We start from the raw sequence: 21115 nt of genomic DNA, 5'->3' as shown, positions 1-21115 counted from the left end.
ATGTCCCCCGAAAAAATGATCATGATGGCCAACCAGATCGCGACCTTTTTCAAGACCCAGCCGCGCACGGATGCGCCCGCGAAAATCGCCGATCACATCAATGATTTCTGGGAGCCGCGCATGCGCGCCCAACTGATCCAATATGCGACCGGTGCGGGGGGTGCGGGTCTGGACCCGACTGTTGTGGATGCGGTGCCTTTGGTGCGCCGTCCCGAATGACGCATGGGGCGGATTGTCCCGCCCCGTTGGATCGCGCGGTACGGCACCCTAGCTGTGTCACAGGCGCGATGCGTCTGATGGTGAAAATCGGGTCAGAATCGTCCGGTGGAAATGCGGCGATCAGTCGGCTGGAAAACTGGTAAATCAGATATCGTTTTGGGGCGATTTGGGCGGCGAACCGCGACAAAATTGCCCTGAGAAACGTGCATCTGTCACGTTGCTTTGCAGTGATCACCAGCACTATGCCTTGGGCAACGGGTGGTCCTCCCTGCCTGTTTTGATCCGCATTGTTCGACAAGGAACCGCGATGTTCGACAGTTTAACCGCCGAAACCTTGGCGCGGGTGCAATTTGCATTCACCGTGTCCTTTCACATTATTTTCCCTGCCTTTTCCATTGGTCTGGCCAGCTTTCTGGCCGTGCTGAACGCCCGCTGGCTGATGACGCGGGACGAGGTGTTTTTGCGCCTGTTCAACTATTGGAAAAAGATCTTTGCCGTCGGCTTTGGCATGGGTGTCGTGTCGGGCATCGTGATGTCCTATCAATTCGGCACGAACTGGGCGGTGTTCTCGGATAAAACCGGCCCCGTCCTTGGCCCGTTGATGGCCTATGAGGTCCTGTCGGCGTTTTTCCTAGAGGCGGGTTTCCTTGGCATCATGTTGTTCGGACGTCAGCGCGTCGGGGACAAGTTGCACATGGTTGCAACGGCCATGGTGGCGATTGGCACCTTGATGTCGGCCACGTGGATTTTGTCCGTGAACAGCTGGATGCAGACGCCCGCAGGGTACGGCATGAACGAGGCGGGACAATTCATCCCCGAGGATTGGTGGCAGATCGTGTTCAACCCGTCCTTCCCCTATCGTTTGGTGCATATGGTTCTGGCGGCCTATCTGACCACGGCCTTTGTCGTGGGTGGGGTTGGCGCGCTGCATCTGCTGCGTGACCGCACGGATGGCGAGGCGCGGCGCATGTTCAGCATGGCAATGTGGATGGCGGTGATCGTCACCCCGATCCAGATTTTCGCGGGCGACGCGCATGGTCTGAACACGCTCGAACATCAGCCGGTCAAGGTCATGGCGATGGAGGGGCATTACGACAGCCACCCCGATGGCGCGCCCCTGATCCTGTTCGGTATCCCGAACCCCGAGGACAAGCGCATCGACTATGCCATCGAAATCCCGAAACTGTCCTCGCTGATCCTGAAGCACCATCTGGACGCGCCTTTGGACGGTCTGGACACCGTGCCCGATGAGGATGAGCCGCCGGTTACCATCGTATTCTTTAGCTTTCGCGTGATGATCGCCATCGGCTTTGCCATGCTGGGTCTGGGCCTGTGGGGGCTGTACCTGCGGGCGCGCGGACGTCTTTACGAGGCACCTTTGTTCCACCGCGCCGCGATCCTGATGGCGCCGACGGGGTTCATCGCCGTTCTGGCCGGTTGGATCACGACCGAGGTCGGGCGTCAGCCGTTCACCGTTTATGGCCTGTTGCGCACGGCGGACTCGCTGTCGCCGGTCGAGGCGCCTGCGGTCGCGACATCCCTGTTGATGTTCATCGTGGTCTACTTTTTCGTCTTTGGCGCGGGCACCTATTACATCCTGCGCATGATGAACAAACCCGCGCATACCCGACGTCTGGGCCTGCGTGAGGCGCCCGTGCGCGCCGCCGGTCCCATTGCATCCACCAAGGCCGCCGAAGAGCGCGCCGATGACGCCAACGCATAAGCGAGGAAACGAAAATGCCATTTGATCTTGCGTTTATCTGGGCCGGTATCATCGCCTTTGCGGTTTTGGTCTATGTGATTTTGGACGGGTTCGATTTGGGCGTGGGGATCCTGTTCCCCTTTGCCAAGACCGAGCGTCATCGCGACGTCATGATGAATTCCGTCGCGCCGGTGTGGGACGGGAACGAGACGTGGTTGATCCTTGGGGGCGGGGGCCTGTTTGCGGTGTTTCCGCTGGCCTATGCGGTGGTGATGCCCGCGCTGTATATGCCGATCATCCTGATGCTGCTGGGGCTGATCTTTCGCGGGGTGGCGTTCGAATACCGCTGGCGCACCGAGAAATGGAAGCGCGTCTGGGACCTGTCGTTCTTTGGCGGCTCGGTCGTGGCGGCGTTCATGCAGGGCGTGGCCCTTGGCGCGCTGGTCCAAGGGATCGACGTTGTGGACCGCGCCTATGCCGGTGGCTGGTGGGATTGGCTGACGCTGTTCTCTGTGCTGACCGGTGTGGCGGTTGTGATCGGCTATGCCCTGTTGGGGGCCACGTGGATGGTCATGAAAACCGAGGGCGAGTTGGCCGCGCAAATGCGCCGGTATGCGGTGCCGCTGGGCTGGGGTACCTTGGGGTTTGTGGGTCTGGTCAGTTTGATGACCCCGTTTCAGGATCCGGTCTATTTTGAACGCTGGTTCAACCTGCCGGGCAGTCTCTATACCTTTGTCGTTCCGATGATCCTGGTGGGCGCGTCGATCCTGTTGTTCCGTGGTCTGGCCGAAGAGGGCCGCGACCGGCAGCCGTTTCTCGCCGCGCTGTCCCTCTTTGTGATCAGCTTTATCGGCATCGGGATCAGCTTTTATCCCCACATGGTGCCGCCCGGTCTGACGATCTGGGACGCCGCCGCGCCGGATGAAAGCCTTGCCTTTGCTCTGGTCGGGACGGTGGTTCTGGTGCCGCTGATCCTTGCCTATACCGCCTATGCCTATTGGGTGTTCCGCGGCAAGGTCGATCCCGAAGAAGGGTATCACTAGGCCATGAGGCGGGTCCTGTGGTTCATCGCGCTGTGGGCGGCGGGGGTTGGCACATTGGCCATCGTCGCCCTGATCATCCGCGCGGCGATTGTTCCCTAATCCGCGCGACCCGTCCCGGCCAGATCGTCCAGAATAGGACAGCCGGGGCGGTCATCCCCCGCACAGCAATGGACGAGATGCGACAGGGTTTGCCGCATCTCGGTCAACTCTCGGATCTTTTCGTCGATGCGGGTCAGGTGGGTCTCGGCCAACGCTTTGACATCCGCACTGGCGCGATCCGTGTCCTCATACATCGCAAGCAAGGTGCGGCATTCATCCACGCTAAACCCCAAAGACCGCGCACGGGCGACGAACCGTAATTTGTGCAGGTCCGTTTCGCCAAAGCTGCGATAGCCGTTGTCGCCGCGCGCGGGCGTGATCAGCCCGATATCCTCATAATAGCGGATCGTCTTGGCGGGCAGGTTGGCGGCCTCGGCCACCTGTTTGATCGACATAGCGTGCATCGTGACCCCCTATGCGATACGGGCGCGGCGCAGGCGTAGCGCGTTGCTCAGGACAAAGACTGACGATAGGGCCATCGCCCCCGCCGCCAAAACCGGCGACAACAGGAGACCCGCAGACGGGTACAGAACGCCCGCCGCCACAGGGATCAGAACGACGTTGTACCCAAACGCCCAGAACAGGTTCTGCCGGATATTGGCCAGCGTCGCGCGCGACAATCCGAACGCATCCACCACACCGCCAAGTGCCCCGCGCATCAGAACCACATCGGCGGCCTGAATGGCGACATCGGTGCCGGTGCCAATCGCGATGCCGATATCGGCGCGCGCAAGGGCAGGGGCGTCGTTGATCCCATCCCCGACAAAGGCCACGGGGCCACTCGCTTGCAGATCGCGGATCGCGCGTTCCTTATCCTCAGGACGGGCGTTGGCGATGACATCATCCACACCGGCCAATGCGCCGATGCTGGCGGCCGTGCGCTCATTATCGCCGGTGATCATCACGACCCGCAGGCCGAGGCGTTTCAGGCCCGCGATGGCGGCGGCACTATCGTCCTTGATCGGGTCGGACACGGCGGCCACGGCCACGGCGCGTCCCGCATGGGCCATGATCAGAACGGTTTTGCCCGCCTCGGCCAATTGGTTGGCGCGCTCGGTGGCGTCCGCGTCGGTGATGCCCTGTTCGGTGATAAAGGCGGGGCTGCCGATTACAACCGGTGCGCCATCCAATTCCGCACGCACGCCGCCGCCACTCACGGCGGTGATGCCGCTGACCGTCGGGCGTTTCAGGCCCGCGTCCTTGGCCGCCGCGACGATGGCCTTGGCGATCGGGTGTTCCGATCCCACCTCAACCGCCGCGCAGAGCGCCAGCAGGGCGTCGCGGTCCCCATCTCCCAGCGGGACAAAATCGGTCAGAACCGGTTTGCCCTGTGTGATCGTGCCGGTTTTGTCCAGCGCGACGGTCTTGATCCCGCTCAGCGCCTGTAGGGCGTCGCCCTTGCGAAACAGGACGCCCATCTCGGCGGCGCGCCCCGTGCCCACAACGATGGACGTGGGCGTCGCCAGACCCATCGCACAGGGGCAGGCGATGATCAGAACCGACACCATGGCCACAACCGCGTGCGACAGGCCCGGCCCAACCGCCATCCAGACCGCAAAGGTCAGCGCGGCCAGAGCCATGATCGTGGGCACGAACCACAGGGTGATGCGGTCAACCAGACCTTGGATCGGCAGGCGTGCGCCCTGTGCCTCTTGGACCATGCGCACGATCTGGGACAGGGCGGTGTCCGCGCCCACATGGGTCGCCTCGATCCGCAGGGCGCCCGCGCCGTTCAACGTGCCGCCCGTCACCGGCGCGCCACGGGTTTTCAGGATCGGAATGGGCTCACCACTCAGCATGCTTTCATCCACGTGGCTTTCGCCGTCCAGAACCGTGCCGTCCACGGGCAGGGTTTCGCCGGGCCGCACCAACAGGATGTCACCGGCATAGATCTGATCCAGCGCGACCTCTTCGGGCACGCCGTTGCGCAGGCGCGTTGCGGTTTGCGGGCGTAGGGCGACAAGGCGTTCGATCGCGGCACCCGTGCGGCCTTTGGCCCGCGCCTCAAGCGCGCGACCGAGCAGGATCAGAACCACGATCACGGCGGCGGATTCGAAATAGACCGCCCGTGATTGCGCGGGCAAAAGGGCGGGCGCAAAGGTCGCCGCGACCGAGAACAGATAGGCCGCGCCGGTGCCGACCGCGACGAGGCTGTTCATATCGGGCGCGCCACGGCGCAGGGCGGGCAGGCCAAGGCGATAAAACCGCCGACCCGGTCCGATCAGGATCGCACTGGTCAACAGGAACTGGATCACCCAACTGGCCTGATGGCCGATGGTATTGCCGATGAACATATGGATCGCGGGGATCAGGTGGCCGCCCATTTCCATCAGGAACACCGGCAGGGCCAGCGCGGCGGCGATCATCGTTTGGCGCAGCAGGCCGTGGTATTCGGCGTCGCGCTCGGCGCTGTGATCGGTGGGGGTGTCGCCGGTTTGAACATGCGCGGGATAGCCCGCCGCCGTGGCCGCCGCCGACAGATCGGACACGGTGGTCACGCCGCGCGCATAGGTGACGCTGGCCGTGGTTTGGGGCAGGCTGACCGACACGGCGCTGACACCAGGAACGGCGCGCAGGGCCTTGTCGACCCGCGCCGCACAGCCGCCACAGGTCATGTTTTCGATGTCAAACAGGGCCGTCGCCGTTTTCGCCGGATAGCCCGCCGCCGCCAATGCGGCAATCGCATCGGGCAGGGCGTCAGGGGATGTCGCATCGAACTGGGCACTGTTGTCGGGCAGGTTGACGGTCACATTTTCCAGCGTCTGAACGCCGTCCAGCGCCTTTTGCGCCCGCGCCGCGCAGCCGCCGCAGGTCATATTGTCAATCTCAAGGCGAATGTGCTGTGCGTCCAACATGGGGACCCCCATTGTTCCATCTCGCACCCTAGATAGGGGTTCCAGTCACTGGAAGGTCAAGGGGTGAGAAATCACAAACTTGAATTTTGCGTCCGCAAATCCACCTATATAGACGAAAGGCGGTATTATACCCCTAAGAATTATGTGGCAAACGCGGCACAAACCCAAAGGGACCGGCGCGATCACTTAATCTTTTTTGGGAAAATCCCGAGTCTGCCTTACATTCATTTTTTGTGATTGATCACTTGGTGAGAGTTTCGAATGACGTATCACAGCGATGACGGTTTACACTTTCTCGGCTTTCGCACGGATATGCGCGGGGCCAAGCAGGTGGTGTATGACAACGCCGGACGTCAGCGGGTGATTTTGAACGTTGATGCCCCTGACACCCTGTTGCCCCAGATCGACCGCGCGATGCGGGCGGCGGTGACGCGGCGAAACGTGTTCACGGCCTTGCTGTCGGAATTGTCCAGCCATCAGATCGGCTTTGACTACTCGGAATAATCCGCGCGGATTACCCGATCTGTAGCGTTGAAAACAGAACCACCCAAACCGACAGAACCGCACAGGTGAACAGGGTATAGACCCCGTTCCAGCGCAGTCCGACAAACACCGCCGATTTCCCCGCAAAGTTCCCGATCAGCATCGTTGTGGCGGTGTAGGGGGAGCTTGCCCCGCTCATCGTCCAGCCGGCGGTGATGGCGACCATGACGGCGGTGGGGGTGACGCCCAAGGCCGCGGGGCTGGGTAGGATCGGGGCCATCAGGACGACGGACAGAATGGGGTTCATGCCCAATTGGCCGGTCAGTGGGATAAACCACACCAGTGCCACAAGGATCACCCACGTAGGCAGTTGGGTAAGGTCCAGACCGCTGTTGGCCGCGATGGGGCCCAGCATCGCGCCGCCGACGGATCCGATGAACCCGGCCATGATCAACAGGGTCAACTCGCTGCGGTAGTTGGGTAAGTCTTGGAACGTATAATCGCGCGCACGTCGTCCAAGGTTGGTCAGACGCCGCCCCGACGGGGCCTGAATGGCGATCCAGCTGGCCGCGATGACGGGCACGATCAGCGTTACCAGACCGGTGATGCGAAACCCCGTGGTGATATAGAAGAACGTTACCGACCCGACCAGCAGCGCCAGCAGGAACACAAGCGGCAGCACGGTTTTGATCGTGTCGCCGTTGTCCTCCCGCGGGGCGGGGGGCGTGGCGAATTTGGGCTTGAACGCTGTATCCATAAACCACCCGACGACCGCCACGATTGCGCCGGTCATCAGGCTGGGCAAAACGGCCTTGGGCCATGTGGCACCGGGGATGACGGTTGTGGTGATCGCGACCGCAAAAGACAGGGGCGACCACGCAAGCGTCGAGATAAACCCGCGTTGAATGGCCAGCAACATGCGCCGCGCGCGGTGGGCGTTGACCTCGGGGTTGGGATCGTTGGATTTGCTGGCCATGGTCAGGCTGCCCAACAAGACGATTGAGCCATAGTTCAGCAACAGCGAAAACGCCTGCCCCCCAAGGGTCAGCGCAGCATAGCGCCGTCCGGGCGGCTGATTGGCCAGATACCGGCCACAGGTGCGGATCGCAGGCGAGGTATCGGCGGCATTGCGCAGGGTCGTCAGCGCCGAAAAGAACGCCGCGATAAAGGCCGAGGACGCCAGACCGCCAAGGATGATGTCGCGCCAGTCCTCGCGCGTCGCGCCCGCCCAGATCGCCAACCCGATCCCGACCAGCACAAAGATCTTGCGCGAAAACCGGACCTCGAAAAAGAAAAAGGCCACCACCAGAACCACAGGGATCGGTGCAACCGCGCTGGCCCACGTGGCGATATGCCAGTCCCGCAGGATGATCAGAACGGTGATCGTGATCAGCATCAGACCGATGAACCGGTCAAGCCAAGGGTGCGCGCGCATGTGGGTCTTTCTTATGGCTAGCGGGTAAAGGCCTAGACCACGCCCGATCGCATCACAAGGGACAATGGCGCAAGGCGGCTGTGCGCCGTTGCGGGGGCTGGCAGTTTCGGGCGGATCGGGGTAAGGGCAGGGCCGGACGCAAAACGGGTGGATTTGGACGATGGATGATCTGATCCCTGCATGGGTGGACGGGGTGTTGACCCCCGTGGGCAAGCTGGCCGCGCATCAGCAGGGCCTGCGCCACATGGCAGTGTCTGTGTTCGTTCTGTGCGGGGATCGCGTTTTGATCCAGCGCCGTGCGCTGGGCAAATACCATACGCCGGGTCTGTGGGCGAACACGTGCTGCACCCATCCCCATTGGCAAGAGAACGCCGCGACCTGTGCTCATCGGCGGCTGGATCAGGAACTGGGCCTGCGGGATATGCCGATCACGCCTGCGGGCACGGTGGAATACCGCGCCGATGTCGGCGGCGGCTTGGTCGAGCATGAGGTGGTCGATCTGTTCGTTGCGCGTCTGGATGCGACCGTCACCCCCGCGCCGAACACGGATGAGGTGATGGACACCGCATGGATCACCCTGTCCGATCTGCGCGCCGATCTGATCGCGCGGCCCGAGCGGTACACCCCGTGGCTGCGCATCTATATGGATCAACACGCGGATCAGATTTTCGGCACCGCCTGATCAATTCACCTTATAGGCCAGACGGATCCCGCCCCAATGGCGCCCGCGCACCATGATCGGGGCCGAGATGTCCTTCATCAGAACAAAGTTCCCATTGCCCATGTCACGGCGATAGGCCTGCAGCAGGAAGGGGCGTTTGCTCTGCCCTGCGGACAGACCGACGCGGTCATTAAACAGGCGCCGGTTGCGACAGTTCGCGGCGTTCCATTCCGACATGCCGGGCATCTGGGGTTGGCTGAACTTGCGGTTATGGGTCGGCAGGAAGCCGTTCGTGTCCACCGCCGCGCAGAATACGATCTTGTTGGAGAAGTTCAGCATCGGCTCTTGGAACTCCGGCAGCACCTGATCGGTGAACCGGATATAGCGGGTCATGAACTGTTCGGGGTCGCTGTTGGGGATGGGTTTATAATTGGTGTCAAACAGGTCGTTCACGGTGATCTGACCGCGATTGATGCCTTCTTCGAACCGCGCGGAAATCTGGGCGGCCAGTTCCTGAATGCGTTCGATATAGGGGGTGTCTACGGTTTCCACACCCAAGCGCGCGGTCATGCTGGTCAGGACCTCGGACCCGTCGATGATCGTCAGCAGCTTGTCGCGCGCGGAATTCAGGCTCTCGGCGCTTTCGCCGACGCCGGTGCTGAGGTTGTTGACCTCTTCTTGCGTGCGGTTGACGGCCAGACTGATGTCTTGGGTGGCGCTGGTGATGTCGCGCTGGGCGTTGCTGACGTTGTGCAGGATGTTCGGGATTTCCTCAATCTCGATGCCGATCCCGTCGGTGTTCTGTTTGATGCCGTTGGCCTTGTCCACGGTCTGGCCGGACTGTTCCATCAGGCTCTTTAGCTCTTTGGACAGGGTTTCGATGGTGGCGCTGATTTCCGATGTGGCCTCGCTTGTCATGTCGGACAGGTCCTTGACTTCGCGGGCGACGACCATGAACCCGCGACCATGCACGCCGGCGCGGGCGGCCTCAATCGCGGCGTTCAGGGACAACAGGTTGGTCTTGCGCGAAATCGAATCCACCTCGCGCGACACTTGGGCCACGCGTTTCAGGGCCTCCTCTAGGCGGGAGAGCTGACCGCCGACGGTCGAGACGTCCTCGACCAGATAGGCCACATCCGACACGATGGTTTTCAGGCGCTCGCCGGTGGCGCTGGCCTTGGCCTCGGCCTCTTCGGTGGTGGTGAGGGCGGCTTGGGCGCTATCGAGAACGGCCCGCGTTTGCGAGGCCATTTCGACCGACTGTTCCGCCAGTGTCTGCAGCATGGCCGATTGTGCCTCGACCTGCGCGGCGGTGTCGTCAACGTCCCCGCTGACCCCTGCGATTTGCAGGCTGAGATCGCCAACACGAACGGCGACCTGTGTGATCGCCTTGTTGCGCTCTTGATCTTGGTCATCGGCGGCTGCGCGCGCGGTCATGCCGAAGTCTTCCATGTAAATCCACCTTTGAATGCCGGTTCCGGTTTCACGACGTGTACACAACGCAGGCGCGTGTCAGGCATAACCCAGCAAGTGTCATGCCAAGCACGACTGCCCCGTCAGAAACAGAAACGGGTCAGGTTCGGATTTGTTGAGTCAGGAAATGGCGCGTCTTAGGCGTCGGGCAGGGTAAAGGCGGGCAAACTGTCAAACGCCAGTTTCAGAGCATCGCCCCATCCGTCCGAAATCGTTTGGAAATAGGCGTCATCGCGTTCGACGCGGCGGATGGGCGCGCTGGTCAAACTGCCAGCCTTATAGATCTGGAAATCCAGAGGCAGGCCCACCGACAGGTTTGCCTTGATCGTGCTGTCAAAGGAGACCAGCAACAGTTTGATCGCATCCTCAAACCCCATGTTAGGATCAAAGGCGCGCACAAGGATCGGGCGACCGTATTTGGTTTCGCCGATCTGAAAGAACGGGGTGTCCTCGCTGGCCTCGATGAAATTGCCCTCGGGGTAGACAAGGAAGAGGCGCGGTTCCCCTTCGCCGATCTGGCCACCGACGATCATCGTGGCGTTAAACGCGGCATCCGCGCGCTGACCGGTTTCGGCGTGGCCCGCGATGACCTCACGCAGGGTGTCGCCCACAAGGCGCGCGACCTGATACATCGACGGCTGTTCCAGGATCGAGGGTGCGCGTTCGCTGGGCGCCTTGGAGCGTTCGTCCAGAAGGCTGATCACCGCCTGTGTGGTCGCAAGGTTGCCGGCGGTCATGACCGTGATCGCGGCCTTCCCCGGTGCGCTCCATTCATGCATTTTGCGAAAGGTCGACACATTATCCAAACCCGCGTTGGTGCGCGTGTCGGACATGAACAGCAAACCGGAATTCAGGCGCAGCCCAACGCAATATGTCATCGAATGGTCCTCAGGTGGCGTAGCCCAGACTTATTGCTGAACCTGTATATGGACTTCAAGTTGTTCCGTGCCGTGATCACCAACTCGTATGCCTGAAATAGGCGCGGCCTCACGATAATCGCGGCCCGTTGCAACCCTAACATACCGCCCGTCCGGCGAAATCCCGTTCGAGATGTCAAAGCCCACCCAGCCGATTCCATCCACATGCGCCTCGGTCCAGGCGTGGCTGGCCTCTTGGTCGATGCGGTCGTTCAGCATCAGATACCCCGACACATAGCGCGCCGGAAACCCAAGGGCGCGCGCCCCCGCGATAAAGATGTGGCTGTGGTCCTGACAGACCCCGTGACCGGCCGACAGGGCGTCCTCGGCGGTGCTCTGTGCGTCGGTGTGGCCGGTGTCATAGGCGACCGCGTCGCGGATGCGGGCGGACAGGGTGTGCAGCGTCTCAATCGCCTGAGCGTGATCGCCCGACAGCCCCTTGATCAGCTTACGGGTCTGATTACCCGCGCGTGTCAGGTCGGTGGCCTGTTGAAAGTACCAGCAGGGCGCGGGGCTTGTGTGTTTGCCGACCACGCCGCTTGTGTCGGTGATCTCAACCTCGCCCTCGCAGAGGATCGAAATCGTGTGGCCGTCGCCACTAAACCCGATCAGGTCGACGTGGTTGGCGTTGTGGTCCTGAAAGGCCAGTTCCTTTTGTCCGCCCTCAATCGTGATGGTCCAGTCCAGAACCCGTTGGTTGTGGTCGTTCTTGGGCGTCAGGCGCAGTTGTTGCAGGCCATAGGTGACGGGCCGTTCATATGTGTATTGGGTGTTATGTCGGATTTTCAGACGCATGATACCTAACCGTAAAACCGAAAGTCCTGTTCGATCAATGCGCCCAATTGCGCAGTGTCGGTCAGGAACTGGGTCAGGAATTCATGCAGGCCCTCGTCGAAAATCCCGTCGATGCCACCCTTACTCATGTTGGCGCGCAGGGTTTTGGCCAGTTTCAGGCTCTGCAATTCAGAGCCATAGTCCTGTTCGAGGTAGGACAGGTTGTCCGACATCTTGGACATACAGAATTTAAGAGACCGCGGCATGCGCCCGTCAAGGATCAGGAACTCGGCGATCCCCTTGGGGTTGATGTCCGGCCCGTTCAGCCAGCGAAACGCCCGCTCACCCGCGACCGAGCGCAGGATGGTTTCCCATTGGACATTGTCCAGAGACGACCCGATCTGCGTGAACGACGGCAGCAGGACATAGTATTTCACGTCCAGAATACGCGCGGTGTTGTCAGCGCGTTCGATAAACGTGCCCAGCCGCGCAAAGTCATAGATGTCATTGCGCAGCATCGAGCCATGCATCGACCCGCGCACCAGCGCGCTCTGGCGCCGGATCAGGCTCAGGACACCGGGCAAATCGGCCTCACGCACCGGACGGCGCAGGGTGTCGGTCAGCGTCATCCAGCTTTCGTTGACGGCCTCCCAGACCTCGCGGGTCAGGGCGGTGCGCACCATGCGCGCGTTGCTGCGCGCGGCGTTGATGGACGTCAGGATCGACGACGGGTTGGCCGGATCGCGCAGCAGAAAATCAACCACCGACGCGCCATCATAGGTGCCGCCCGCCATATCAAACAGGCCACGCACACCGGCCGTGTCCAGAACCGACGCCCACTCATCGGCCGAACTATCAGGGCGCGTCAGGGCGATGCGAAATCCCGCCTCAACCAAGCGCGCCGTGTTTTCCGAGCGTTCAAGATACCGGAACATCCAGAACAACCCACCTGCGGTTTTGCCCAGCATGGTTATTCCCCCAATACCCAAGTGTCTTTGGTGCCGCCGCCTTGGCTGCTGTTCACGACCAGCGATCCCTTTTTCAACGCCACCCGCGTCAGACCGCCTGGCGTGATGTCGATCTTGTCCGGTGAGACAAGGACAAAGGGCCGCAAATCCACGTGGCGCGGCGCAAGACCGGCCTTGGTCAGGATCGGCACGGTGGACAGGGCCAGCGTCGGTTGCGCGATATAGTTGCCCGGACGCGCGGTCAGTTTCTTGCGGAAGGCGGCCAGTTCCTTCTTGCTGGCGGCGGGGCCGACCAACATGCCGTAGCCGCCCGATCCATGAACCTCTTTCACGACGAGGTCGGACAGGTTGTCCAGCACATAAGCCAGCGAGTCCGGCTCAGAACAACGCCACGTCGGCACGTTCTGCAGGATCGCCTTTTCGCCGGTGTAGAATTCGACGATGTCGGGCATATAGCTGTAGATCGCCTTGTCATCCGCGATGCCGGTGCCGGGCGCATTGGCGATGGTAATCCCGCCGGACCGGTACACATCCATGATCCCCGGAATGCCCAGAACCGAGTTCGGGTTGAACGTCAGCGGGTCCAGATATTCGTCGTCCACGCGGCGATAGAGAACATCAATCGCCTTGTACCCGCGGGTTGTGCGCATGGCGATGCGCCCGTCGACCAGACGACAATCATGCCCCTCGACCAGTTCCACACCCATGTTATCGGCAAGGAACGAGTGCTCAAAATAGGCCGAGTTATGGATGCCCGGCGTCAGGATGCCCACAACCGGTTTGCCCGTGGTTGCGGGCGGCGCAGAGGCGGCCAGAGAGCGGCGTAAACGGACCGGATAATCCGAGACCTCTTGGACCTTGATGCGCGAAAACAGCTCGGGAAACATCTGCAGCATCGTTTCGCGGTTTTCCAGCATATAGGACACGCCCGACGGGGTGCGTGCGTTGTCCTCCAGCACAAAAAACTCGTCCGGTCCCGTGCGCACGAGGTCCACGCCCACGATATGCGTATAGACCCCACCGGGCGGTGTGACGCCGATCATCTGGGGCAGGAAGGCGTCGTTCTGCGCGATCAGCTCTTTGGGGATGCGACCGGCGCGGATGATTTCCTGACGGTGGTAAATGTCATAGAGAAAGGCGTTGATTGCACGCACCCGCTGTTCGATCCCGCGTTTCAACCGGCCCCATTCAGCGGCGGAAATCACGCGCGGCACGATGTCGAACGGGATCAGACGCTCATCCGCCTCGGCCTGACCATAGACGTTAAAGGTGATGCCTGTCCGGCGAAAGAACGTCTCCGCCTCTTGCGACTTTTTCAACAGGTGCTTGGTGTCTTGGCCCTGAAACCAATCGTCAAACCCGGCATAGGGGGCGCGGGCGGTTCCGTCAGGGTTTTGCAGTTCGTCAAAAAACGGTGTTTTCTCATTCATGCGAATGACGTTATGCGTTTGCTCAGGGGCCGCAACGCGAACCGTTAAGGCGTGTGAAATGTCGCAGGCGTTTTGGCCCAATTTCGGGGCGGGTGATTAAAAATTAATCACTCCACCTCGGTCCAGATTGTGACCGGCCCATCGTTAATCAGGGCGACCTGCATATCGGCCCCGAATTCGCCTGTGGCGACGGTGATCCCTTGGGCGGACATGGCGGCGATGAATTCCTCGTACAGGGCCTTGCCGACCTCGGGGCGGGCGGCGGTCGAAAACCCCGGACGGTTCCCGCGCGAGGTATCGGCGGCCAGCGTGAACTGGCTAACGATCAGGGCCTGCCCGCCGGTGTCCAGCAGGCTGAGGTTCATCTTGTCATTCTCATCGGTGAAAATCCGCATCTTGGGGATTTTGCGGGCCAGTTTTTCGACCTGCGCGCTGCTGTCGCCGTCCATCGCACAGACAAGGATCAACATGCCCGCGCCGATTTCACCGATGACCTGACCGTCGACCGTGACCGACGCCTGTCGCACGCGTTGGATCAGCGCCCTCATGCCAGATCCTGTGCCCAAGGCGGGTTAGCGCCCGCGCGCGCAACGACAATGCCCGCGACCCGCACCCCAAGGGTCAGGGCCACCTGCAACGTGTCCGCGTCAATGGCCGATAGGGCGGATTTGTTCAGCTTGCCCTCGGCATGCAGCGCGGCCAGAACGCCCGCGTTGAACGTGTCACCGGCCCCGACGGTATCGACCACCTCGGCCTTTTGGGCGGGGACGAACACGGTGTCGCGGGTGGTAAAGGCATGTGCGCCCTTGGCACCTTCGGTGATGAAAACCACGCTGGGCCCTTTCGCCAACAGACCTTGGGCAAGGGTTTCGATGTCGCCTTCGCCCTCTAGCCAGAACAGATCCTCATCGGACAGTTTCACAATGTCGGACACGGCAAACAGACGCGCCAGACGTTCGCGGTAAACCGTTTCGTCCTTGATAAAGCTGGGGCGGATGTTGGGGTCGATCATGGTGACGCGCGCCGCACTTTCGCGCGCCATCAGGGATTCATAGGCCTTGGCGCAGGGTTCCACCATCAACGAGATGCCGCCAAAAAACGCGGCCTCGACCTGATCGGGCAGGGCGGGCATGTCTTCGGGCGACAGCATCCGACCGGCGGTGTTTTCGTCGTAAAACGCATAGGACGCCTGACCGTTGGTCAGCGTCACAAAGGCCAGCGTCGTTGGCCGGTCCGAGGTGATGGTCAGGCTGTGATCGACGTTTGACGCGCCAAGGGTGTCGCGCAGGATGTCGCCGAACATGTCGTTTGACAGGCCCGACACGAACCCCACGGGCGTCCCCAAACGGCCAAGCGCAATCGCCGTGTTGAACACCGCGCCGCCCGCATGGGGCGCAAAGGCAGGTTCATCGTCGCCGGTCACGCGCGGCAACATATCGATCAGGGATTCCCCACAGCACAGGATCATGGTCATTCCTTCGTATCCGAGTCGCGGGTTTTGTACTTAACCGCCGATGTTAACGCAATCATTGCCGGTTGGCCGCGCTATTTCGCGTATTGTATCCCGACGGCGATTGCACCCGCAACCACAGCGGCGCCAACCACGGCCAGCGCGATTTTCCACGGCGAATAGGGGCGTTCGCCCTGTACCGCGCCGGTTTGGCCGTTCACGACAAAGCGGTAGGTCTTGCCACGGAATTTATAGGCCGCGACCCAGACCGGCAGCAGGATATGCTTGAACGTTTCGTCCCATACGCGGGTGTCGACGTCGTGGATACGTTGTTCATCGCCGCCAATGTCGCGGCGGATGTCTTGGGCGATGGTGCGGTCCATGATCTGGCGCGCCTCGATGAACCCGTCGTCCAGTTCGACCGTATAGGCCTCGGCGCGGAACCCCGACAGGAACTCGGGCGCATAGGGTTTCAGGTCGCCAAGGGTCCAAGGGGCAAGCGCGTCGGTGAATTTCTTGGGCAGGGATTTGGAGGCAAGGACCAGCACGTCGTCAAACGCCCGCGCCACTCGTCCCCGCGCAGGGGACCAACGCACGCGGCGTTCGCGCACGGTGCGGGTTTTGCCATTGGTGCGCACGGTGCGCGAGACGTAATAGACATCGCCGCGCTCGCCCGCATAGGCGCTGGCCGTGTCCGCATCAAAGGTCCAATAGGGCACATAGACCCCGTCCATCGTGCGCCCCTTGCGCGCGTATTCCTGCAACCCGTTGGGGGCAAACCACAAACGACCCAGCCAGTTGGTCATCGCCTGTTTGGCTGCCTTTTCGTCAAGGGCAAAGGGCACCACGCCTTGGGGTTTGATATGGCGCATTTCGCCTGTGTGGCTGACCACGGGGGTGGAGCAGAACGGGCATTCTGTGGCGTGATCCGCGCCAGTGAATTGCACCTGCGCCCCGCAGTTGGGGCAGGGCGAGACCGAGACGTTTTCCAGCGCGTCCTCGGGCAGGCGGGTGGCCTGTCCCGGTTCATAAGGCAGTTCGCGCAGATCGCCGCCGCGTTCGGGCAGGGCTTGGGTGTTGCCGCAGAAATCACAGACCAAGCGGTTCGCCCCCGCGTCAAAACGCAGGTCGGCCCCGCATTGGTCACAGGGAAAGCGATGATCGCCCGTGTGCGGGGGCGGTGGGGGCGGTGCCATGGATTTCATGCCTCCGGCGGGAGTATTTTTGCCAAGATGAAGAGGTTAGACGCCGGGGGGGGGCGGAGGCGGCGGCGGGGGCAGAATGGTGAAGAGTTGCGCCAGTTCGGTGACCTGACCGGCGGGGAGCCAGCCGTCCTGACCTGGGGTCCAGACAAGCGTCTCGCGGGTCAACGCGCCGTCGGTGGCCATGCGGCCCATCGCGGCTTTGGAGAACGGGCCCTTGGTCGCGCCGTTTTCTGCGATGTGCCAGACGTGTTCGACCGGCGGGGGCGGGGGTGCCATTGCGGCGGGGCCTGCGTGGTGGGTTTGGGGGCGTGCGCCCCACGGTCCGGCGGCCATTTGGTTGGCCATGGCCATGCCCATTCCCATGCCAAGACCCGCACCCATACCGCCGCCACCGTTGGGGTTCTGGGCGGCAGCGGTCATCGCCTCGGCGGCCGAATATTGGGTGAACTTGCCCAGATCGCCCGCCAGCCCCATCGAGGTGCGTTTGTCGAGTGCCTGTTCCACCGCAGGCGGCAGCGAGATGTTTTCGATGTAGAATTCCGGCATCGACAGGCCGTATTCGGCCAGCGGTTGCGAGACCTCGGAGGCGATGAGCTTGCCCAGATCGGCGGTGTTGGCGGCCATGTCGAGGACGGGGATCTGGCTGCTGGCAATAGTGCGCGAGAATTCCTGCACGATGATGTTGCGGATTTGGAAGCTGATCTCGTCCATGGTGAATTCGCCGTCGGTGCCGACGATTTCGGTCATGAAACGGGCGGGATCGGTCACGCGGATCGAATAGGTGCCAAAGGCGCGGATGCGGGTCGGACCGAATTCGGGATCGCGCAGCATGATGGGGTTTTTCGTGCCCCATTTCAGGTTGTTGAACCGCGTCGTGTTGACGAAATAGATTTCGGATTTGAACGGCGAGCGGAACCCGTGATCCCAGTGCTGAAGCGTGGTCATGATGGGCATGTTGTTGGTTTCCAACATGTAAAGCCCGGGCGTGAACACATCGGCCAGTTGGCCTTCATGCACGAAGACGGCGGATTGGCCTTCGCGCACGGTCAGTTTCGCGCCGTATTTGATTTCATGGCCTTCGCGTTCGAACCGCCAGACCATCGTGTCGCGGGTGTCGTCCACCCAGTGGATCACGTCGATAAATTCACCAGACAGGAAATCAAAGATACCCATGGCACCATCCCTTTGAAAACATTTGCCTAAGGTTAAAACACAAGGCGCGGGCGCTGCCAATTCCCCGCTTGGGGGGAATTGACGCCGGATTGTCCCGCTGGTCTAGGCCCGTGGTCTAGGATTGCGTGTTCGTGCCCAAGAGGTCATCGACGATGGTGCGCAGGATCGGGCGCGCCTCGGCCTCGCGCATGCCGGGGGTCAGGCGTCGATCGTAGAGCATTTTCAACAGCAACTCGTCATGGGTCGTCAGATAGGCGAATTCCTCGTCATCGTTAAAAATCGACGGGCGCGCGGTGGGGCTGTCGTTGGCAAGGCCCAGACCTTGGGCCAGTTCCTCATGGATGCAGGATTTGCGCAACCGCTCGGGGTGTTCGGCACGGATCACGGCGACGGCGCGGCTGTAGGTGGACGAACTGCCTTGGGAAAAAGCAAAGACCAGACAGAAGGTCGATTTCGGCATGTCGATCACGGTGCGCAGGGTCGTTTCATCCACCCCCGGCACCAGTTCGCGCAGGCGGGGGCCGAAGTGGCGTCGGTCGCCTTCGTTCAGCATCAGCACGTGGAAATTCGCGGTTTCCGGCGAGGCCGGATAGACCGGCAGGCCCGTCAGGCCCGACAGGCGCTGGACATAGCTGCGGATGTTTTTCTTATCCACGACGCGCTGTTCCAGAGGAACAGTGTCGCCGAAAATGACATGCATGCGGATCGGCTTGTCCCAGCGGCGCAGGCTGCTGGTCGTCGTGCGCGGGACCAAGCGGCCATTCACGTTCACATACTCGTCGAACAAAGCGATGTTGACGAAATTGTCGATCAATTGTTGCGGCGTGAACGGTGTATCGGGGCCGCCGCCATCTGTGCGCATCAACCCGCGCGTGATCAGATCGGCCTGAACGCGGTTGAAATAGTTGCGCATCACCTCGCTCTCGGGGGAAGGCGCGGGCACCGCCGTATCGGGGCGGTGCGGCGGGGGAACGACGTCTTCGGGTGCCGTGGTCATCTCGCAGGCGGCGAGGACGATTGCCGCCATCACCGCACATGTTTTTACGCCCAGTCGGTACAGAATTGCCTGTTCCCCCCAGTTTTTATGCGGGTACGGAGGTGCCGGTGTTGGTGCCGGTCCCGTCGCCGCGTGCTTTTGCCGAAGCCAAGGTATCGCGCAGTTCCGACTCCATTTTCTGGAGCTCCTCCTCGGCGGCTGCACGTTTGGCTTTTCCCTCGTCGGCAATCTGCAGGCTTTCTTCGATAGTTGCAATCAAAGTTGCGTTAGCTTCCTTGACGGATTCAATGTCGAAGATGCCGCGTTCCATTTCTTGACGGACAACGCGGTTGGCGTCCTGAAGGTTCCGTGCATTCGCCGTTAGCAGCTCATTCGTCAGATCGGAGGCGGCGCGCACGGCCTCGGCGGCCTCTTTTGAGCGTTGGATCGTAACCGCTTGGGCCAGCTGGGTTTCCCACAAGGGAACAGTGTTCACCAAGGTCGAGTTGATCTTGGTCACCAGCGATTTGTCGTTTTCCTGAACCAGACGGATCGAGGGTAGGGATTGCATCGTCACCTGACGGGTCAGTTTCAGGTCATGCACGCGGCGTTCCAGATCATCGCGGGCGGCGCGCAGATCGCGCAGCTCTTGTGCCTTGATCACCTGCTGATCCTCGGGGGCGGCGTCGACCTCGGCGGCCTTGGCGGGGATGGTTTCGCCGTCCAGTTCCGCCAGCTTGGCCTCACCCGCCGCGATGTAGAGCGCCAGTTCGTCATAGAAATCCAGCGTCTTTTCATAGAGCTTGTCCAAGGATTTGATATCCTTGAGCAGCTTGTGTTCATGGTTCAGCAGGTTGTCGGTGATCTTGTCGATCTGGCCTTGGACGTCCTCGAACCGCGCCAGAAACTTGGCAAACGGCGCGGCCTTGCCGGTCAGTTTCTCCCACCAGCTACGTTCGCGGCGCACGTCTAGTTCGCTGACCGAAAACCCGCGCAGGGTGGTGACGATGCTGCGCAGGCTGTCGCCGGCGGGACCGACGTCCTTGTTTCGCACGTCCTGCAGCATGGATTGGCTGATCTGCTGCAACTCGGTTTGCGCACGCGAGCCAAAGCCGATGATCGACTGGGTGTCGGTCATGTCCAGCTCTGCCATGCGCTTGCGGACCTCGTCACTGGTCGAGGCATCCGCCGCATCCAGCGTGATCAGCTCACCCTTGGGTTCGGGCAGCAGGTTCGCGGTGACTTCTTCGACCGCTTTTAAATCTTGTTCGGCCTTTTGACGAATAGTCTCTGACATCTCTTTATCCCACCAATAATGGCCCGTTACGGGCGTACCCCTTCGCGCGCCAGACGGTCGCGCAACACTTCGATTTCAACGTCCAGATCGCTGCGATCATCCAGAAGAAGCGTCTGGGTCTTTGCCGCGAAATTGCTCTCCAGATCGCTCAGCAAGGCCTCATAATCCGCGCGCGCGCTTTGGTCTTGGGTGCGCGCATAGAGGTCGGCGAATTTCACCGTCGCGTCCTTGGCGCCCAGCAGATAGACACCCAGATATTTGCGCGCCGCCGTCAGGTCGCGAGGATCCTGTTCGACGGTGCGGAACATGTCGCGCACGGTGACCTGAAACTGGGCCACGCGGTCAGACAGGTGACGGTCGCGCGCCCGCAGGATCGCGTCCGACATCGCGGCAAGGTGTTCCTCTGCCTCATCCACAACGCGGGCGACACGGTCCTGTTGGAACATGTCGATGCCTTCGGCGCCCTTGTCTCGCAGGGGGTCGGGGCCAAAGGCAAACAGGTGCAGACCCGCGCCGAGAACCGCAAAAATCACGGCCTCAACCACGCCATGACCGACCAGACCCGCAACGCCGAGGCCAAGACCGGTCAGGACCGATCCCAGAATTTTGCGCGGAACGGCAGGACGGCGGGCGATCGTGCGCGCCTCATAGGCCTCTTGCGCGCGCACGCCCTCACGCGTTAACCACGCCCCGCCCAGTAGGACGCCCATCGCCACCAGATACATCGCCATATCCGTCGCATCCGAGCGAAAGGCGTGGATCGCATAGTGCAGGGGCACGATGAACAGGACCTTGGTGCGCACCGCCGCGCGTGCCGGTTTGCGCCCCTCGAACGGGTGTTTTTTGCGTGTTGCGGATGTGCCGGGGGGCGGGCCGCCGGGGCTATGTGCGCCACCAAAACGTTGGGCCATTATGCTCCCCCTCCGGTACCCGCATAGATCACCAGCGCGATCAG

General features: G+C 61.6%; 21 protein-coding genes. 6 read left to right on the top strand and 15 right to left on the bottom strand.

Going from position 1 to position 21115, the window contains the following annotated elements:
* The 4 genes from R1W00_RS10295 (at position 1) to R1W00_RS10280 (ending at position 3063) form a co-directional block, all read left to right on the top strand.
* Positions 1 to 219: a formate dehydrogenase subunit delta gene (locus R1W00_RS10295; RefSeq protein ID WP_317262652.1), complete on the top strand. Its 219-nt coding sequence runs from the start codon at positions 1 to 3 to the stop codon at positions 217 to 219.
* A gap of 307 nt (positions 220 to 526) precedes the next feature.
* Positions 527 to 1942, top strand: a complete 1416-nt coding sequence (locus R1W00_RS10290) for a cytochrome ubiquinol oxidase subunit I (protein WP_317262651.1) — start codon at positions 527 to 529, stop codon at positions 1940 to 1942.
* Between the two features lie 14 nt (positions 1943 to 1956).
* Positions 1957 to 2964: a cytochrome d ubiquinol oxidase subunit II gene (cydB, locus tag R1W00_RS10285; protein ID WP_317262650.1), complete on the top strand. Its 1008-nt coding sequence runs from the start codon at positions 1957 to 1959 to the stop codon at positions 2962 to 2964.
* A 3-nt stretch (positions 2965 to 2967) separates the two neighbouring features.
* Positions 2968 to 3063 carry a DUF2474 domain-containing protein gene (locus tag R1W00_RS10280; RefSeq protein ID WP_317262649.1) on the top strand — a complete coding sequence of 32 codons (96 nt, stop codon included), beginning with the start codon at positions 2968 to 2970 and terminating at the stop codon, positions 3061 to 3063.
* Here R1W00_RS10280 and cueR read toward each other — a convergent pair.
* Together cueR and R1W00_RS10270 are read right to left on the bottom strand one after the other, a co-directional pair.
* Positions 3060 to 3458, bottom strand: coding sequence for a Cu(I)-responsive transcriptional regulator (gene cueR, locus R1W00_RS10275; protein ID WP_317262919.1), 399 nt, complete (start codon positions 3456 to 3458; stop codon positions 3060 to 3062). The genes R1W00_RS10280 and cueR overlap by 4 nt on opposite strands.
* Positions 3459 to 3476: 18 nt before the next feature.
* On the bottom strand, positions 3477 to 5918 hold the full coding sequence (locus R1W00_RS10270; protein WP_317262648.1) for a heavy metal translocating P-type ATPase: 2442 nt from the start codon (positions 5916 to 5918) through the stop codon (positions 3477 to 3479).
* A 261-nt stretch (positions 5919 to 6179) separates the two neighbouring features.
* Between R1W00_RS10270 and R1W00_RS10265 the strand changes: the two genes are divergently transcribed.
* Positions 6180 to 6422, top strand: coding sequence for a hypothetical protein (locus tag R1W00_RS10265; protein ID WP_317262647.1), 243 nt, complete (start codon positions 6180 to 6182; stop codon positions 6420 to 6422).
* A 10-nt stretch (positions 6423 to 6432) separates the two neighbouring features.
* Here the strand turns inward: R1W00_RS10265 and R1W00_RS10260 are convergent, their stop codons facing one another.
* Entirely contained in the window at positions 6433 to 7836 is a 1404-nt protein-coding gene (locus R1W00_RS10260) for a hypothetical protein (RefSeq protein WP_317262646.1), read from the bottom strand.
* 160 nt (positions 7837 to 7996) lie between these two features.
* Between R1W00_RS10260 and idi the strand changes: the two genes are divergently transcribed.
* Positions 7997 to 8518: an isopentenyl-diphosphate Delta-isomerase gene (gene idi, locus R1W00_RS10255; protein WP_317262645.1), complete on the top strand. Its 522-nt coding sequence runs from the start codon at positions 7997 to 7999 to the stop codon at positions 8516 to 8518.
* Here idi and R1W00_RS10250 read toward each other — a convergent pair whose 3' ends face one another.
* The 12 genes from R1W00_RS10250 to R1W00_RS10195 all read right to left on the bottom strand — a co-directional run bounded on the left by R1W00_RS10250 (position 8519) and on the right by R1W00_RS10195 (position 21071).
* On the bottom strand, positions 8519 to 9949 hold the full coding sequence (locus tag R1W00_RS10250) for a methyl-accepting chemotaxis protein (protein WP_317262644.1): 1431 nt from the start codon (positions 9947 to 9949) through the stop codon (positions 8519 to 8521). It abuts the gene before it with no gap.
* A gap of 158 nt (positions 9950 to 10107) precedes the next feature.
* Positions 10108 to 10848, bottom strand: a complete 741-nt coding sequence (locus R1W00_RS10245; protein WP_317262643.1) for a proteasome-type protease — start codon at positions 10846 to 10848, stop codon at positions 10108 to 10110.
* Between the two features lie 30 nt (positions 10849 to 10878).
* On the bottom strand, positions 10879 to 11682 hold the full coding sequence (locus tag R1W00_RS10240) for a transglutaminase family protein (protein WP_317262642.1): 804 nt from the start codon (positions 11680 to 11682) through the stop codon (positions 10879 to 10881).
* Between the two features lie 5 nt (positions 11683 to 11687).
* Entirely contained in the window at positions 11688 to 12629 is a 942-nt protein-coding gene (locus R1W00_RS10235) for an alpha-E domain-containing protein (RefSeq protein WP_317262641.1), read from the bottom strand.
* A gap of 2 nt (positions 12630 to 12631) precedes the next feature.
* Positions 12632 to 14059, bottom strand: coding sequence for a circularly permuted type 2 ATP-grasp protein (locus R1W00_RS10230; protein ID WP_317262640.1), 1428 nt, complete (start codon positions 14057 to 14059; stop codon positions 12632 to 12634).
* A gap of 107 nt (positions 14060 to 14166) precedes the next feature.
* The gene (gene dtd / locus R1W00_RS10225; RefSeq protein ID WP_317262639.1) at positions 14167 to 14607 is read right to left on the bottom strand and encodes a D-aminoacyl-tRNA deacylase; all 441 of its coding nucleotides are present in this window, start codon (positions 14605 to 14607) and stop codon (positions 14167 to 14169) included.
* Positions 14604 to 15527 carry a carbohydrate kinase gene (locus R1W00_RS10220; RefSeq protein ID WP_317262918.1) on the bottom strand — a complete coding sequence of 308 codons (924 nt, stop codon included), beginning with the start codon at positions 15525 to 15527 and terminating at the stop codon, positions 14604 to 14606. The genes dtd and R1W00_RS10220 overlap by 4 nt, the downstream gene beginning before the upstream one ends.
* Positions 15528 to 15604: 77 nt before the next feature.
* The gene (locus R1W00_RS10215; protein WP_317262638.1) at positions 15605 to 16714 is read right to left on the bottom strand and encodes a primosomal protein N' (replication factor Y) - superfamily II helicase; all 1110 of its coding nucleotides are present in this window, start codon (positions 16712 to 16714) and stop codon (positions 15605 to 15607) included.
* Between the two features lie 36 nt (positions 16715 to 16750).
* Positions 16751 to 17887 carry an SPFH domain-containing protein gene (locus tag R1W00_RS10210; protein WP_317262637.1) on the bottom strand — a complete coding sequence of 379 codons (1137 nt, stop codon included), beginning with the start codon at positions 17885 to 17887 and terminating at the stop codon, positions 16751 to 16753.
* Positions 17888 to 18002: 115 nt separating this feature from the next.
* Positions 18003 to 18914: a DUF2927 domain-containing protein gene (locus R1W00_RS10205; RefSeq protein WP_317262636.1), complete on the bottom strand. Its 912-nt coding sequence runs from the start codon at positions 18912 to 18914 to the stop codon at positions 18003 to 18005.
* Between the two features lie 55 nt (positions 18915 to 18969).
* Positions 18970 to 20160, bottom strand: coding sequence for a toxic anion resistance protein (locus R1W00_RS10200; protein ID WP_317262635.1), 1191 nt, complete (start codon positions 20158 to 20160; stop codon positions 18970 to 18972).
* Between the two features lie 26 nt (positions 20161 to 20186).
* Positions 20187 to 21071, bottom strand: a complete 885-nt coding sequence (locus R1W00_RS10195) for a 5-bromo-4-chloroindolyl phosphate hydrolysis family protein (protein ID WP_317262634.1) — start codon at positions 21069 to 21071, stop codon at positions 20187 to 20189.
* Positions 21072 to 21115 lie beyond the last annotated feature (44 nt).

This window comes from Rhodovulum sp. FJ3 (assembly GCF_032918305.1).
In the GTDB taxonomy this organism is placed as follows: Bacteria; Pseudomonadota; Alphaproteobacteria; order Rhodobacterales; family Rhodobacteraceae; genus SAT37.
This window is presented reverse-complemented; position numbering and strand designations above follow the sequence as displayed.